13 protein-coding genes and 1 pseudogene are annotated in these 14,641 nt (G+C 66.9%); 7 read left to right on the forward strand and 7 right to left on the reverse strand.

Annotated elements, in window-relative coordinates; translation table 11 throughout:
* Window positions 1-2 precede the first annotated feature (2 nt).
* Genes pdxA through lptD form a run of 3 tightly spaced genes read right to left on the reverse strand, consistent with a single transcriptional unit; the run spans window position 3 to window position 4,964 of the window.
* On the reverse strand, window positions 3-1,007 hold the full coding sequence (gene pdxA / locus EBS_RS01875; RefSeq protein WP_052199193.1) for a 4-hydroxythreonine-4-phosphate dehydrogenase PdxA: 1,005 nt from the start codon (window positions 1,005-1,007) through the stop codon (window positions 3-5).
* Window positions 1,004-2,314 (reverse strand): peptidylprolyl isomerase, encoded by a 1,311-nt coding sequence (locus tag EBS_RS01880; RefSeq protein WP_052199194.1) that lies wholly within the window; start codon window positions 2,312-2,314, stop codon window positions 1,004-1,006. Before EBS_RS01880 ends, pdxA begins: the two co-directional genes overlap by 4 nt.
* The gene (lptD, locus tag EBS_RS01885; RefSeq protein WP_148307606.1) at window positions 2,307-4,964 is read right to left on the reverse strand and encodes an LPS assembly protein LptD; all 2,658 of its coding nucleotides are present in this window, start codon (window positions 4,962-4,964) and stop codon (window positions 2,307-2,309) included. Before lptD ends, EBS_RS01880 begins: the two co-directional genes overlap by 8 nt.
* A 107-nt stretch (window positions 4,965-5,071) precedes the next feature.
* On the opposite strand from lptD, the gene EBS_RS01890 reads away from it, so the two are divergent.
* The 4 genes from EBS_RS01890 (at window position 5,072) to ubiT (ending at window position 8,673) form a co-directional block, all read left to right on the forward strand.
* Complete coding sequence (locus EBS_RS01890; protein WP_043107049.1) at window positions 5,072-6,061, forward strand: aminoglycoside phosphotransferase family protein; 990 nt, start codon at window positions 5,072-5,074, stop codon at window positions 6,059-6,061.
* Window positions 6,058-6,765, forward strand: a complete 708-nt coding sequence (locus tag EBS_RS01895; RefSeq protein ID WP_043107050.1) for an HAD family hydrolase — start codon at window positions 6,058-6,060, stop codon at window positions 6,763-6,765. Before EBS_RS01890 ends, EBS_RS01895 begins: the two co-directional genes overlap by 4 nt.
* Window positions 6,766-6,774: 9 nt before the next feature.
* The gene (locus EBS_RS01900; RefSeq protein ID WP_043107051.1) at window positions 6,775-8,067 is read left to right on the forward strand and encodes a TAXI family TRAP transporter solute-binding subunit; all 1,293 of its coding nucleotides are present in this window, start codon (window positions 6,775-6,777) and stop codon (window positions 8,065-8,067) included.
* 114 nt (window positions 8,068-8,181) lie between these two features.
* Window positions 8,182-8,673, forward strand: coding sequence for a ubiquinone anaerobic biosynthesis accessory factor UbiT (ubiT, locus tag EBS_RS01905; protein WP_052199196.1), 492 nt, complete (start codon window positions 8,182-8,184; stop codon window positions 8,671-8,673).
* On the opposite strand, the gene EBS_RS01910 is transcribed toward ubiT, so the two are convergent.
* From EBS_RS01910 to EBS_RS01920, 4 genes are read right to left on the reverse strand one after another with little or no spacing between them, the layout of a single operon-like run.
* The gene (locus tag EBS_RS01910) at window positions 8,640-9,446 is read right to left on the reverse strand and encodes a U32 family peptidase (protein ID WP_331711242.1); all 807 of its coding nucleotides are present in this window, start codon (window positions 9,444-9,446) and stop codon (window positions 8,640-8,642) included. The genes ubiT and EBS_RS01910 overlap by 34 nt on opposite strands.
* On the reverse strand, window positions 9,422-9,574 hold the full coding sequence (locus EBS_RS14820; protein ID WP_331711243.1) for a hypothetical protein: 153 nt from the start codon (window positions 9,572-9,574) through the stop codon (window positions 9,422-9,424). The genes EBS_RS01910 and EBS_RS14820 overlap by 25 nt, the downstream gene beginning before the upstream one ends.
* A gap of 19 nt (window positions 9,575-9,593) precedes the next feature.
* Window positions 9,594-10,589, reverse strand: a complete 996-nt coding sequence (ubiU, locus tag EBS_RS01915) for a ubiquinone anaerobic biosynthesis protein UbiU (protein WP_043107052.1) — start codon at window positions 10,587-10,589, stop codon at window positions 9,594-9,596.
* The gene (locus EBS_RS01920; RefSeq protein ID WP_043107053.1) at window positions 10,559-11,539 is read right to left on the reverse strand and encodes a TIGR01212 family radical SAM protein; all 981 of its coding nucleotides are present in this window, start codon (window positions 11,537-11,539) and stop codon (window positions 10,559-10,561) included. Before EBS_RS01920 ends, ubiU begins: the two co-directional genes overlap by 31 nt.
* Before the next feature lie 191 nt (window positions 11,540-11,730).
* Here EBS_RS01920 and EBS_RS01925 point away from each other — a divergent pair, with 191 nt between their 5' ends.
* From EBS_RS01925 to EBS_RS01930, 3 genes and pseudogenes are all read left to right on the forward strand, one after another.
* Window positions 11,731-13,770, forward strand: coding sequence for a ribonucleoside triphosphate reductase (locus tag EBS_RS01925; protein WP_043107054.1), 2,040 nt, complete (start codon window positions 11,731-11,733; stop codon window positions 13,768-13,770).
* Window positions 13,763-13,933 carry an anaerobic ribonucleoside-triphosphate reductase gene (gene nrdD / locus EBS_RS14730; protein WP_148307607.1) on the forward strand — a complete coding sequence of 57 codons (171 nt, stop codon included), beginning with the start codon at window positions 13,763-13,765 and terminating at the stop codon, window positions 13,931-13,933. Before EBS_RS01925 ends, nrdD begins: the two co-directional genes overlap by 8 nt.
* Window positions 13,930-14,608: pseudogene (locus EBS_RS01930) on the forward strand (anaerobic ribonucleoside-triphosphate reductase activating protein). Before nrdD ends, EBS_RS01930 begins: the two are co-directional and overlap by 4 nt.
* Window positions 14,609-14,641 lie beyond the last annotated feature (33 nt).

Here is a 14,641-nt window from a genome sequence, read left to right on the forward strand (position 1 = left end):
TTTCAATCTTTGTGTCCTTCGTGTGCTTCGTGGTGAACCCTCCCCGTCATGGTCATGGCCTGTTCGATGGCGGCGACCAGGCTGCCGGGGTCGGCGCGTCCGCTGCCGGCCAGTTCCAGGGCGGTGCCGTGATCGACCGAGGTGCGCACGATGGGCAAGCCGAGGGTGATGTTGACCGCCTGCCCGAAGCCCTTGTGCTTGAGCACCGGCAGGCCCTGGTCGTGGTACATGGCGAGCACCGCGTCGGCGCCTTCGAGCAGGCGCGGGGTGAACAGGGTGTCGGCCGGCAGGGGGCCGGTCAGGTCCATGTCTGCGGCGCGCAGGCGCTCGAGTACCGGGGTGATGATCTCGATTTCCTCGTGGCCCAGGTGGCCATCCTCGCCGGCATGCGGGTTGAGGCCGCAGACCAGGATCCGTGGGGCCTCGATGCCGAAGCGCTTGCGCAGGTCGTCGTGCAACACGCGAAGGACCGTCTCCAGCCGCCCGGGGGTGATGGCATTGGCCACCGTGCGCAGTGGCAGGTGAGTGGTGGCCAGCGCCACGCGCAGGCCGGGGCAGGCAAGCATCATCACCGGGTGGCCGCCGGTGATTCCGGCGAGGAATTCCGTGTGTCCGGTGAAGGGGATGCCGGCCGCGTTGATCACGCCCTTGTGCACCGGGCCTGTCACCAGTCCGGCGAAACGGCCTTCGAGGCAGCTCCGGGTCGCCGTCTCCAGGGTCTCCAGGACATAGGCGGCATTCGCCGGGTCGAGCCGACCGGGCTGTGCTGCGTGACGCAGAGCGACCGGCAGCACGTGGAGGGCGCCGGGTGGGGCCGGCGGGGTGCCGTCCTCGAAGGGCAGCAGGGTCAATGGCAGGTCGAGGCGTTTGGCGCGTTCTTCCAGCAAGGCCGGGTCGGCGACCGCTACCAGCGGGCGGTCCCAGGTACGCTGCGCGATCTGCGCGACCAGGTCGGGCCCGATGCCGGCGGGTTCACCCGGTGTGATCGCCAGGGGGCGGGGATTCATGCGTCCGGGTCGTCGAGGTGGATCTCGACAAAGGCCTCGTCGCGCAGGCGGCGCAGGTACTGTTCGGTCGCTTCACGCGCCTTGCGTTCGCGAATCGCCTTCTTTGCTGCCAGCCGGCGCGCCTCCTCGGTCTCGTCGTGCTGGCGCTTGCCGAGCACCTGCACGATGTGCCAGCCGAAGCGGGTCTTGAAGGGCTCGCTCACCTGGCCCACCGGGGTGGTGGCCAGCTTTTCCTCGAATTCGGGCACCATGTTGCCCGGGCTGATCCAGCCCAGGTCACCGCCCTTGATGGCCGACCCCTGGTCCTGCGAGTGCGAGCGCGCCAGGGTGGCGAAGTCTTCACCGTTGCGCACCCGCGCGGCGAGTTGCTCGAGACGCTGGCGGGCGTCGGCGTCAGAGGTCACCTCGTCAGTGCGGATCAGGATGTGGCGCGCGTGGATCTGCGGGACGATGCGTCGCTCCTCCTGTTTGCCACCCCGGAACTCCGCCACCTTCAGCAGGTGAAAGCCCGCGCCGCTGCGAAAGGGGCCGATCACCTCTCCCGCATTGGCCTTGGAGACCACCTCGGCCATCGTCGGGGTCAGTTGTCCCAGGCGGACCCAGCCGAGGTCGCCGCCCTGGATGGCGTTGCGGGCATCGGAATACTCGCGCGCCACGCTGGCGAAGTCGGTGCCCTGCTCGAGCTTCTTGCGCGCCTCGGTGGCACGAGCACGCGCCCGGGCGATCTGCTCGGTCGAGGCGCCGTCGGGCGTGGCTACCAGGATGTGCATCAGGTGCACTTCGCGTTTCTCGTCGGGCGCGGCGGCCTCGCGCGCCAGGTATTGGTCGATCTCGGATTCCGAGACCTGGATGCGGCGGGTGACCTCGCGGTTGATCAGGCGCGAGATGATGAGCTGGTGACGGATCTTGTTGCGAAACTGCTCGAAGGACACGCCCTCGCTGGCCAGCGCCTCGCGCAGTTGCGCCACGCTGAGCTGGTTTCTCGCGGCGATACGCGCGATGGCCTCGTCCACCGTCTTGTCGTCGGTGGTGATCCCCAGGCGCTGCGCCTCGGCCAGTTGCAGCTTGTCGAGGATCAGTTTCTCCAGTGCGCTGTTGACAATCTGCTGCTCGCTGGGCAGTGAGCCGGGATTGCTGTGCCGCAATTCGCCGGCCAGCTCGCGAGTCTTTTCGCGCAACTCGCCGAGCGTCACCACGTCGTCGCCGGCCACGGCCACGATGCGGTCGAGCACCTGGGCGGCTTGCAGCACGCCGCTGGTCAGCAGGAGGATCAGGGAAATCGGCAGGAGGTGTCGGAGTCTAGTCATCGTCTCTGCGGTAGCCGTAGATGCCGTTCTTCAACAGGGCATCGATGTTGTCGCCCAGTTTACCCAGGCCGTTGAGTTCGAGTTGCAGCAGGAAGGACAGGTCCTGGGTGTTGCCGGTCCCCGTGACCTGCTGGCGCACCAGGGCACGCAGTCGCCAGCAGCACTTGCCATACTCGATGCCGGCGAGCGCGTCGAGGTTGCGGCCTTCGCTGAGCGAGTAGTTCCAGCGGGCGATCGCGCGGGTGCGTTCGCCGATGGGCCAGATCAGGCCGAGATCGGTATGCGTGGACAGGCCGTCGCGCAGCCGGTAGGCAAGGTTGATCACCCGGTCGTCGTCCTGCCGATAGCTGAACTGGGCCAGCGCCTGCTCGATCGTGTCGCTGTTGGGATTCCATTGCAGGCCACCCCGCGCACGCCAGCCGTCACCCAGCTGCACGGCCAGTTCGCCGATCACTGCGGAGTTGTCGTCCACCGCTGTCGGCACGCCGGGCAGTTGCACCTTGCGGTCGGCCAGGTAGAGGACCTGCCCGATGCTGGCACGAGCCAGCTCGCGACCGCTGTCGTTCCGGATGCGGCTGGTCAGTGCCAGACCCAGGCGGTTGGCGTCGCCCTGTCGGTCGGGGCCGGTGAAGCGGTTGTCCCGGAACAGTGCATCGAGGCCGAAGTCGTACTCCCTGGTGTCGAACAGGGGGATGTCGTTCTGCTTGCGGTACGGGACGTACAGGTAATAGAGCCGGGGTTCCAGGGTCTGGGTCGCGGCCTGCCCGAACCACTGGGTAGCGCGATCGAAATAGAGTGCGCCGTCCAGGCTCAGGATGGGGGTGAACCGGTCGGGACTGCTGCTGAGCCCTGGCGCCTGGTTGTGGAGGCGGTAGCGGGTATAGCGCAAGCCGGCGCTGGGCACCAGATGGTAGAAAGCGGTCTGCCGGGGCAGGCTGAGCGTCGGGTGCAGGTCCAGGCGGTCACCCTCGACGAAGCCACCGGACTTCCGAAAGCGGACATATTCGGCATCCAGGCCATAACGTAGCGGCACGTCGGTGGCACTGTCGGCGAAGGCCAGCTGCAGTTGTGGCAGGCGTGCATAGGGACGACTGGCCTTGGGCAACAAGGGGTCGATGGTCTGGAATTCCTGTACCCGCGCCAGCGCCTGCCAGCGGTCGCTGGCATAGCGCAGTTCAGCGGTGCGCTCCAGGTGGGTGGTGCTGGTCGATTCCAGATCGGCGCCGAAATCGGTCAGGTAGCGCTCGTCCGACACGTAGTTCAAACGCAGCGTGCTGCTGAGGTGTGGTGTGTAATGGCCGTCAGTGCTCAACGACAGGGCGCCTCGCCGTGAGTCTCCCGTCGGCCCCTGCCGGTCGTGCGGCAGGTAGTTCGCGGTGATGCGTCCTTCGTGCGCCCGGGTCAGGAAACGGAATTCCCCGCCCAGCAGCAGGCCGCGCTGGCCGAGCAGGCGCGGGGTCAGGGTCAGGTCGTAGTTGGGCGCGAGGTTGAAGTAGTAGGGCAGGCTCAGGTCCAGTCCCAGGCGATCGCTGTAACCCAGGCTGGGAATCAGCAAGCCGCTGCGCCGCCGGTCGTCGATGGGGAAGGTCAGCACCGGCACATAGGCCATCGGCACCCCCTTGAACGACAGCCGCGCGCCGTGCGCGGTGCCCAGTCCTTCCCTGGTGTCGATGTCGAGGCTCTCGGCAGTGAGCTGCCAGTCGTCGTTGCCGGGCGGGCAGGTGGTGTAGGTGATGCGCTGGTAACGTCCGGTGCCGGGGCCGGTCAGCTCGGCGCGTGCCGCGGTGCCGCGTGCCAGGATGCCGGGTAGCCGGTACTCGGCCTGCTCGGCGTGGCCCAGGCGGGTGTTCAGGTTGTAGTGAACCTGTTCTGCGGCCAGGCGCAGGTCGGGCCGGCTGAGCAGAACACCGCCGCTGGCGGTGAGTTCCCCGCTGTCGCGCTGGAAGGCGATACGCGCGGCACGCAGGCGGTCATGGCCATGCAGCAGATCGACGTTGCCGCTGAACAGGGCCTGATCGTCGATCACCGAGGCCTTGGCGCTGTCGGCGGTGACCTCGACGAGGGCGGTTTCGGCGACAGGTTGCGGGGCCGCCGCGAGACGGGTGCAGGACTGCCAGGGGATGCCGGCATCGAGCAGCGCGCGGGTCTCCAGGGACGGGGCGGTTGCTTCCCGTCGGGTTGGCTCCGAAGCCGCGGTGGCCTGTTCGGGTTTCCCGGAGGCAAGGGGGGGCGTTGCGCTCCCGGGCGCGGGCCGTGGCGGCGAGACTTCGAAACGCGACGGGGCTGCTGGCGTCTGTCCGCCGGTTGCCGCCGGCGGTGTATTCGACCGGCTGCTGTCCTGTTCCGCTGTTACAGGCCGGGGTGGCGCCGGGGCAGGTGGGGGGGCGGGGACGTCCTTCACTGCGGCCGGGGCCGACGCCTGTGGTGTCAGGCGATCACGCGGGGGCGCGGGCGGTGGCGGGGAGGATGGAACGCTGATGCGCCCGGCGTCGCCGGTGCAGTCCCAGCCGCCACCGACCGTGGCCTTGCAGTCCCAGCCATTCGCCCTGGCCGGCACCAGGACGGCCATGCCCAGGACGCACAACAGGGCGTGGCCCAGACGATGTCTTCGGAACAGGTGATGGCGGCCGGAACGGGGGTTGTATGACACGGTTAGCGTTCTACCAGGTGCTTGGGCCGGGAGGTATGCCCCCTGGCGCTTCAACGGCCGCTAAAATCTCATAGAATGGCGCTTTCTTCAATGTTGGAGGGAGCGGCATGCCAGGCAGAGAGGCGCAGATGCATCACTGGCTCGAGGGCCGATGCGGCCTGTTCGGTTTCAGCCTGGTGGCGGCATCCTCTGATGCCAGCTTCCGTCGCTATTTCCGTTTGCTGCTGCCGGACGGTGAAACGCGTATCGTCATGGATGCCCCGCCCGCGCATGAGGACTGCCGTCCTTTCGTCGAGGTGAACCAGCGGCTCGAGGCAGCGGGGGTGCATGTGCCGCGCATCCATGCGCAGGATCTCGAGCGCGGTTTCCTTCTGCTCGAAGACCTGGGCGACCGTTTCTACCTTGGCGAACTCGACGAGGCCTCGGCCGACCGGCTCTACGGCGAGGCCATTGACACCCTGCTGTGTATCCAGCGCGCCGATGCCTCGGGCCTGCCGGACTACGATCGTGCCCTGCTGGCCCGCGAGATGGCGCTGTTTCCCGACTGGTTGCTGGATGTGCACCTGGGCCTGGATCTGGCGCCGGCCGAGCGGCGGATGCTCGATACCGTGTTCGAGCACCTGATCGACAACGCCCTGGCTCAGCCCCGGGTGCTGGTGCACCGCGACTACCATTCGCGCAACCTGCTGGTCTGCGACGCGAACTCGCCTGGAGTGATCGATCACCAGGACGCGGTGCTCGGACCGGTCACCTACGACCTGGTCTCTCTGCTGCGAGACTGCTACATCGCCTGGCCGCATGAGCGGGTCGCCGGTTGGCTGGACGACTATGCCGCGGCGGCGGTGGCCGCCGGTGTGCTGGACGAGGCGCAGCGTGCGCGGCTGCCCGAGTGGTTCGATCTGATGGGCGTGCAACGGCACCTGAAGGCGGCGGGCATCTTCGCCCGCCTGTATCACCGTGATGGCAAGTCGGGTTACCTGGGTGATATCCCGCGTACCCTGGGGTACATTCTCGCGGTGGCCGAACGGCATCCGCCGGTGGCCCCGCTGGCCGGTTTTCTCGAGCGGCGGGTGATGCCCGCATTGCAGGCAGCATGAGTACCTGGTCGCCGCATCCGGTCCATCTGCTGACCTTCGACCTGGACGATACCCTCTGGCCTTGCATGCCGGTGATCCAGGCCGCCGAACGGGCAGTACACGACTGGTTCCGCGAGGCCGCGCCGGTGATCGCCGAGCGTTACGACATCGACAGCCTGCGTGAGCACCGCATCCGCGTGGCGCGCGAGAACCCGCACTGGGCGCACGATCTCACCGGCATTCGCCTGCACAGCTACCGGCAACTGGCGCGCCAGCATGGGCTGGACGAGGCCATCGCCGAACAGGCCAATGCCGTGTTCCGCCGCGAGCGCAACAAGGTCACGCCCTGGCCCGAGGTGGTCGAGGCACTGCGCACCCTGCGCGAGCACTTCGTGCTGGTGGCAGTGAGCAACGGCAATGCGCAGATCGAGCACACCCCACTGGCCGACTGCTTCCATCATGCCTTCATGGCCGAGGAGGTCGGTGCGGCCAAGCCGGATCCGGCGCTGTTCCATGCCGCCGCCAAGGTCAGTGGCATTCCCCTGTCGCAGGCGGCGCATGTCGGTGACGATCCGCACCGCGATGTCGAGGCGGCGCGGCGCGCGGGCATGCATGCCGTCTGGGTCAATCGCAACGGCACGGCCTGGCCCGACGACTTGTCACCGCCCGATCACACCGTGAGCGACTTGCGCGCGCTCGTGGCCGCCTTGCTGGACGATCGCTGAGGAGCATGCATGGACAGGGAACTCAAGCAGGCACTCAAGCTTTACGGGCCGGCCGCCGTGCTGGTGCTGATTGGCTTCATCGTCGCTTACCAGTTCATCAAGCCGGCGCCACCGGATCATGTGCGCATCGCCAGCGGCGGTCCGCAGGGAGCCTATTACCGCTACGCCCAGGCCTATGCCCGCGAGCTGGCGAAGGAAGGCATCACCCTCGAGGTAGTGCAGACCGCAGGCTCGGTGGAGAACATCCGCCTGCTGCGCCAGGGCAAGGTGGACATCGCTCTGGTGCAGGGAGGCATCCCCGACGACAGCCCGGGACCGGCGCTGTATTCGCTGGGCAGTCTGTACTACGAACCGCTCTGGTGGTTTGCGCGCCGCGACCTTGCACTCGACGACCTGCGCGCCCTGCGCGCCCTGCGCGGACTCCGTGTGGCCACCGGCGGCGAGGGCTCGGGTACCCGCGCCCTGGTGCTGCGTCTGCTCGCCGAGAACGGCATCGACGCGAACAATACCACCCTGATCGCCACGAGCAGCAGTGATGCTGCCGCGCGTCTGCGCCGTGGCGAGCTGGATGCCGCCTTCTTCGTCACCTCGCCGGCCAGCTCGCTGATCCAGGAATTGCTGCGTGCGCCCGAGGTGCAATTGCTCTCCTTCCGGCGCGCCGAGGCCTATGCGCGACGTCACCGTTTCCTCACCGGCGTGCCCGTGCCGGAAGGCGTGGCCGACCTGCGCGACAACCTGCCGCCGCACGACGTGCAACTGCTGGCCCCGGCGGCCAATCTGGTGGTCTCCGAGCATGTCCACCCGGCGATCAACGACCTGCTGTTGCAGGTCATCGGGCGGCTGCACCGCGCAGGCGACTGGTTCGCCGCCCACGGCGAATTTCCGCCTCCCGACCTGCTGGCCTGGCCGTTGGCTCCCGAGGCGCAGCGGTACTACGAGCACGGCCCACCCTTCCTGCAGCGCTATCTGCCGTTCTGGGCCGCCTCGCTGATCGACCGCCTGAAGGTCATGCTGCTGCCGCTGATCCTGATGTTGCTGCCGCTGTTCAAGGCCATCCCTCCGCTGGTGGACTGGCGCATGGCCTCGAAGATCTACCGCTGGTACGACGACCTGGCGCAGGTGGACGACGCCCTGGTCGATGCCACCCCGGAACTCCGCGAGGCCGCGCTGGCCGAGTTGAAGCGTATCGAGGGCGAGGTGCGGCAGATCGAGGTGCCGCTCTCCTACGCCCGGCGTCTCTACCACCTGCGCCAGCACATCGACCTGGTGCGGCGGCGGGCGTTGTCCGATCGTATCGCTTGACGAGATGCTGTGCGACGGAATGAACGTCCGGGCAGACGGCCTTGTCCGGTGACAGGGCGGCCGAATCGGTGGTGCTATGATCGGTCACGGGTTCCGGATAGGGGAGGGCAAGGCATGAGACTGCCGATTCCAAGGCCCTGCGAGGCGCTGTCGTTGCCATTGAAGTGGATGCCGGCCGGGATGCATGCCCGGGGGCTGGCGCTGGTGGTCAATCGTCTTTTCGCCGATGCACTGGATGCCGGGGAGCTGGACTTCCTCGAGGGTAAGGTGCTGCACGTCGAAGTGGAGGACGTCGGACTCCATTACCGACTGGTGATGCGTGGCGGACGTTTTGCCGCCGCGGCCGCCGAGGCGCCTGTCGACGTTGGTTTCCGCGGCGAGCTGCAGACCTTCCTGCAGCTGGCGGCCCGGCGCGAGGATGCCGATACGCTGTTCTTTCAGCGGCGCCTGCGCATCGAGGGTGATACCGCGACGGGCCTGCACCTGAAGAATTTTCCCGATGCCCGGGAGGGGGCATTGCTGCCCCCCGCGCTGCAATATTCGCTCGAGCGCATGACCGATCTGTACGGTCGCTATTGCGGTCGCGAGGACGTGGCAGCGGTCTGAGCCGACCAGTGCAGTCCGGGGCGGCCGTGCCAATAGCCGTCGCAGGGGCCGTGCGGGAGGTAGCGCAGCAGTTCGTCGAGTGCCTCATCGACCGGGCGTCCCTGGCGCAGTACTTCGGCATGAATCTCGACGATGCGCCCGGTGTGACGTGACTGGGGGCTGATGCGCAACAGCTCGACTCCCAGTTCTGCGACCTCGGCCAGTACGCCCAGCAGGGTGAAGGTCTGTGCCGATTGGGTCTGGATGCCGTTGAGGGTGAGAAAGCGCTGCTCTTCCTGGGTCGACAGCAGCATGCCGTCGGGGTAGTCCAGGCAGCGGAACTGGCAATCGTCCTTCGGCAGCCGGTGCGCGCGGGCGGTGAAACAGCGTGCCGAGAGGGCCAGGGGCAGGCGGCCGAAGGCGAAGATCTCGGTCTCCACCTTCGGTGGGCGCTTGGCCTGCATGCGGGCCAGTGCCGCCTGTGACAACTCCACCGGCATGACCCAGCGCCGCATCCCCAGCGAGACCAGCTTGTGCAGGGTGCGGTGGTTGTAGATGTTGATGAAGGGGCCCGCCACGAAGGGTGAACGGCCTGCAAGGCGTTGCACGGCGGCCATGTCGTTGGCCTCGACCAGGAACCGTCCGTTGTCACACAGGCGGCGCAGGGCCTTGAGCTCGGACTCGGCCTCGATCAGGGCCAGGCTGGAGAGCACCACTTCCTTGCCGGCCGCCGCCAGTTCCTCACCGATCGCCAGCCAGTCTTCGAGCTTCAGGCTGCGCCGCTTGGCGCACACCGTCTCTCGCCCAGGTAGACCGTCTCCACCGGGTGGGATGCGATGTCGCGGTAGAAGGCGAACAGTTCGTCACGCGACCAGTAGTAGAGGATGGGGCCCAGGGACAGGCGGAGTGGTGAGGCGTGCATGGCGGTGCTTCTCCCGGGTTCATTGCCAGGTGCGGGCATAGGCGCCCAGGGTGGTCTGTTGCCCCTCGCTCACCCGGCCCAGCACCTGCTGCCATTCCTGCAGTGGTCGGTAGTGTTCGGGATCGCGCAGGCAACTGTCGATGGCAGCGCGCCAGACCTGGGTCACCTGGCGTACGTAGGCCGGGCTGCGCTGGCGTCCCTCCAGCTTGATGGCGGCCACGCCGGCTTCGGTGAGTTCGGGCAGCAGGTCGAGGGTATTGAGGCTGGTCGGTTGTTCGATGGCGTAGCAGGTCTGTCCATCCACCTGGTAGCGGCCCTTGCACAGGGTGGGGTAGCCGGCATTCGCCCCCTTGGGCACGCTGTCGACCAGCACGCCACCTAGGCGTGTCTCGAGTCCTTTCGAGGTCTCCACCCATTGGACCGCCGCCGCCGGCGAACAAACGCCGTGTGTGTTGGGCGACTTTCCTGCCGCGTAGGAAGACAGCAGGCAGCGTCCTTCCACCATCACGCAAAGACTGCCGAAGCCGAAGACCTCGATCTGCACCGGGCTGTGCTCCACGACCTGGCGGACCTGGGCCATCGAGAGCACGCGCGGCAGTACCGCGCGTCGCACGCCGAACTGTTCGTGGTAGAAGCGCAGCGCCTCGTAGCTGGTGGCCGATCCCTGCACGGAGAGGTGCAGGTTCAGCCCGGGGTGTCGGGTACTGGCGTAGTCGAGGACACCGATGTCGGCCGCGATCAGGGCATCCACGCCGAGATCGGCGGCCCGGTCCACTGCCGACTGCCAGGTGGGCCAGCCCTCCGGGCGGGGATAGGTGTTGAGCGCCAGGAAGACACGGCGGCCACGCGCGTGCGCGTGGGCGATGCCCTGGGCCATGCTGTCATGGTCGAAGTTCAGACCCTCGAAGTTGCGAGCATTGGTGGCGTCCCGGAAGCCGATGTACACCGCATCGGCACCGGCGTCCACGGCCGCCTTGAGGGAGGTCAGGTTTCCGGCTGGGCAGACGAGTTCCATGAGATGACCGCCTCGGTGGTTGGGGGATGGGGCCAAGCGCTGCCCTGGCGGGTACCGCGCTGGATCAGGGGCTGGGCGATGCTATCGATCACCTGCCATTTGCGGGCGCACCAGGCCGGGGCCAGCAGGATGCCGGCCGGTGCGGTACCGCTCAGGCGGTGGTAGAGCACCTCGGGCGGAGTCGCCTCGATCAGGTCGGCGGCGGTCTCGACGTAGGTCTCCAATGGCCAGGGGCGGTATTCACCGCGTCGCCACTGGTTGGCCAGCAGGGTGCCCTTGACCACGTGCAAGGGGTGCAGCTTGAGACCATCGACGCCTTCGGAGACCACTCGTTCCAGGGTCTGCAGGGCGTGCTCCGGACCCTCGCCGGGCAGGCCCACGATGAGGTGGGTGCATACCTTCAGGCCCCGGCCGCGCGCCCGCCTTGCCGCGTCCCGGTACTCGGCGAAGCCGTGGCCCCGATTGACCCGTTCCAGGGTCTGGTCGAAGGCCGATTGCAGACCGAGTTCCAGCCATACCTCGTGTCCCTCCGCCTGGTAGCCCGCGAGCAGGTCGAGCACTTCGTCCGGCACGCAGTCCGGGCGGGTGCCGATCGACAGGCCGATCACGTCCGGTTCGCGCAGTGCCTGCCGGTACAGCTCGTCCAGCCGTTCCACCTCGGCATAGGTGTTGGTGTAGGCCTGGAAGTAGGCAATGAAGTGGCGGGCACCCGTACGCTTGCGGATCACCGCGCGGCCCTTGCGTATCTGTTCGCCGACCGATGGCTGGTTGCGGGCGTTGGGGCTGAAGGAGACGTTGTTGCAGAAGGTGCAGCCACCGCGTCCCTTGCTGCCGTCCCGGTTGGGGCAGGTGAAGCCGGCATTGATCGCAATCTTGTGCACCCGCTGCCCATGGCGCCGTTTCAGGTCCTGGCCAAAGGTATTCACGAGTTGGGGCAGCAGGTGGGTCATCGGGAGGCCTGAAGGATCGACGCATGCTGCGGAGATTATCGGATCGCCGCGGCAGCCCCCCCTTGATCTTGGTCAAGTTGCAACCGGCGATATTGGGGTGTAATCCGTCATGAACCACAACATGTTGTGGTGTCGTGATTGTCGAACTATAAGATCTTGTGTTGAGCCCACCCGCCGAAGGAGGAAGTTCCATGTCAGCCAATATTCAAGAGGTCGCCCGTCTCCCGGGGCGCGTACGCCGGCGTGACGGCACCGAGACGCCGTTCGACAGTCGGCGCATCCTGTCGGCGATCCGTCGGGCCGGCGAGGCCACCGGGGAATTCGGCGAGGAGGAGGCCGGACGGCTCACCGCCCAGGTCGTCAAGGTACTCGCCCACGGGCATTTCCCGGACGGCGTGCCGGACATCGAACGCATCCAGGACATCGTCGAGCAGACCCTGATCGCTGCCGACCACCTGGCCACGGCCCGTGCCTATATGCGCTACCGGGATCGCCACCAGCGCCTGCGTGCCGATCGTCGTACCCTGCTGGACGTGGCCGAGTCGGTGGACGAGTACCTCGATCGCACCGACTGGCGGGTGAACGCCAATGCCAACCAGGGATATTCGCTGGGTGGCCTGATCCTCAATACCTCCGGCAAGGTGATCGCCAACTACTGGCTGAATCACGTCTATGCGCCCGAGGCGGGCAAGGCGCATCGCGAGGGCGATATCCACATCCACGACCTCGACATGCTGGCGGGCTACTGTGCGGGCTGGTCCTTGCGCACCCTGCTGCAGGAGGGGTTGAACGGCGTGCCGGGCAAGCTGGAATCGGCGCCGCCGCGTCACATGTCCTCGGCCATCGGCCAGATCGTCAACTTTCTCGGCACCCTGCAGAACGAGTGGGCGGGTGCGCAGGCCTTCAGTTCCTTCGATACCTACATGGCGCCGTTCGTGCGCAAGGATCGCCTCGATTACGCGCAGGTCCGGCAATACCTGCAGGAGCTGATCTACAACCTCAATGTCCCGTCGCGCTGGGGAACCCAGACGCCGTTCACCAACCTGACCTTCGACTGGGTCTGTCCCGTGGACCTGCGTGAGCAGGTGCCGGTGATCGGCGGTGAGGAGATGCCCTTCTGCTACGGCGATCTGCAGGCGGAGATGGACATGATCAACCGCGCCTACATCGAGGTCATGAGCGCCGGTGATGCGAAAGGTCGGGTATTCACTTTCCCCATTCCCACTTACAACATCACGTCGGATTTTCCCTGGGACAGCGAGAACGCCAACCTGCTGTTCGAGATGACGGCCAAGTACGGCCTGCCCTACTTCCAGAACTTTCTCAATTCCGAGCTCAAGCCCAACATGATCCGCAGCATGTGCTGTCGCCTGCAGCTCGATCTGCGCGAGTTGCTCAAGCGGGAAAACGGCCTGTTCGGATCGGCGGAGCAGACCGGTTCACTGGGGGTGGTCACCATCAATTGCGCACGTCTCGGCTATCTGTACAAGGGAGACGAAACTGGTCTGCTGGCACGCCTGGACGAGCTGCTGCGTATCGCGCGTGACTCCCTGGAGGTCAAGCGCAAGGTTATCCAGCGCTACATGGAAGATGGCCTGTTTCCCTATACCAGGCGCTATCTCGGCACCCTGCGCAATCATTTTTCGACCATTGGGGTGAACGGCATCAACGAGATGGTGCGCAATTTCACCGGCGACCGGCACGACATCACCACGCCCGAAGGGGAGGCCATGGCGCTGCGCCTGCTCGATCACGTGCGTGCGCGCATGGACGAGTTCCAGGAGGAGACCGGCCACCTGTACAACCTGGAAGCCACGCCAGCCGAGGGTACGACCTATCGCTTCGCCCGGGAGGATCGCCGGCGTTTTCCGGACATCCTGCAGGCAGGTACCCCCGAGGCCCCTTACTACACCAACAGTTCACAGCTCCCGGTCGGTTTCACCGACGACCCCTTCGAGGCCCTGGAACGCCAGGAGGCCTTGCAGAGCCGCTACACGGGGGGCACGGTGCTGCACTTGTACCTGCCGGAGAAGGTCTCCAGCAGCGAGGCCTGCAAGCGCCTGGTGCGGCGTGCCCTGGGTAATTTCCGTCTGCCCTACATCACGATCACGCCGACCTTTTCGATCTGTCCCCGACACGGTTATCTGGCCGGCGAACACGAATTCTGTCCCAGGTGCGACCAGGAACTGGTCGCCCGCAAGCAAGCCGAGGAGGTAAACGCCCATGCATGAGGTGACCATCAAGCTCGATGATCGTGAACGGACCCGCTGTGAGATCTGGACCCGGGTGATGGGCTATCACCGGCCTGTCTCCTCCTGGAATCCCGGCAAGCGCTCGGAGCATGCCGAGCGGCGCTATTTCGTCGAACCGGGCGGAGCCCGCCCCCGGGCATGAAGGCCCTGCGGGTCGGCGGCCTCCCGCCGCTGACCACCATCGACTATCCCGGTGAGCTGGCGGCGGTGGTGTTCTGCCAGGGCTGTCCCTGGCGCTGTCGCTATTGTCACAACGGCCACCTGTTGCGCGGTCTCGTCCATCGACTGGCCGGAGGTGCTGTCCTTCCTGCGCAGGCGGCAGGGACTGCTGGATGCCGTGGTCTTCTCCGGGGGCGAGCCGACCCTTCAGGCGGGCCTGCCCGATGCCGTCGCGGCGGTACGCGACCTGGGGTTCAGGGTCGGGTTGCATACCGCCGGGTGTTACCCGGAGAGGCTGGCGGCCCTGTTGCCGTCACTCGACTGGGTCGGGCTGGACATCAAGGCCCTGGAGGGCGACTACCCGGTGGTGACCGGGGTGCCGGACAGCGGTGTGCGTGCCTTCGAGAGCCTGCGCTACCTGCTGGAGGCCGGCGTGCCCTGCGAGGTGCGGGTGACGGTCCATCCGCGCCTGCTGCCTTCCGACCGGCTGCAGACCTTGCTGGACCGCCTGCAGAGCCTGGGGGTCGCCTCCATCGTCCTGCAGCGCTGCCGGGTGACGGGGATGCTGGATCCCGCACTGGGACCGCCGGGCAGCTTCCCCGAGGCCATCGCAGACGGTGGCGTGGTGTGCTGGCGCGGAGGGGAATCGGCGGGGTGATCGGCGGCAGGCCCCCAGCCTGTCCCGCTTCGT

The organism is endosymbiont of unidentified scaly snail isolate Monju (genome assembly GCF_000801295.1).
GTDB lineage: Bacteria > Pseudomonadota > Gammaproteobacteria > Chromatiales > Chromatiaceae > MONJU.

Coding starts and splice junctions, on each gene's coding strand:
- EBS_RS01900 (WP_043107051.1), top strand. CDS start 6,775: ATGGACAGGGAACTCAAGCAGGCACTCAAGCTTTACGGGCCGGCCGCC.
- EBS_RS14820 (WP_331711243.1), bottom strand. CDS start 9,574: ATGCACGCCTCACCACTCCGCCTGTCCCTGGGCCCCATCCTCTACTAC.
- pdxA (WP_052199193.1), bottom strand. CDS start 1,007: ATGAATCCCCGCCCCCTGGCGATCACACCGGGTGAACCCGCCGGCATC.
- ubiU (WP_043107052.1), bottom strand. CDS start 10,589: ATGGAACTCGTCTGCCCAGCCGGAAACCTGACCTCCCTCAAGGCGGCC.
- nrdD (WP_148307607.1), top strand. CDS start 13,763: ATGCATGAGGTGACCATCAAGCTCGATGATCGTGAACGGACCCGCTGT.
- EBS_RS01895 (WP_043107050.1), top strand. CDS start 6,058: ATGAGTACCTGGTCGCCGCATCCGGTCCATCTGCTGACCTTCGACCTG.
- EBS_RS01925 (WP_043107054.1), top strand. CDS start 11,731: ATGTCAGCCAATATTCAAGAGGTCGCCCGTCTCCCGGGGCGCGTACGC.
- EBS_RS01890 (WP_043107049.1), top strand. CDS start 5,072: ATGCCAGGCAGAGAGGCGCAGATGCATCACTGGCTCGAGGGCCGATGC.
- ubiT (WP_052199196.1), top strand. CDS start 8,182: ATGAGACTGCCGATTCCAAGGCCCTGCGAGGCGCTGTCGTTGCCATTG.
- EBS_RS01880 (WP_052199194.1), bottom strand. CDS start 2,314: ATGACTAGACTCCGACACCTCCTGCCGATTTCCCTGATCCTCCTGCTG.
- EBS_RS01920 (WP_043107053.1), bottom strand. CDS start 11,539: ATGACCCACCTGCTGCCCCAACTCGTGAATACCTTTGGCCAGGACCTG.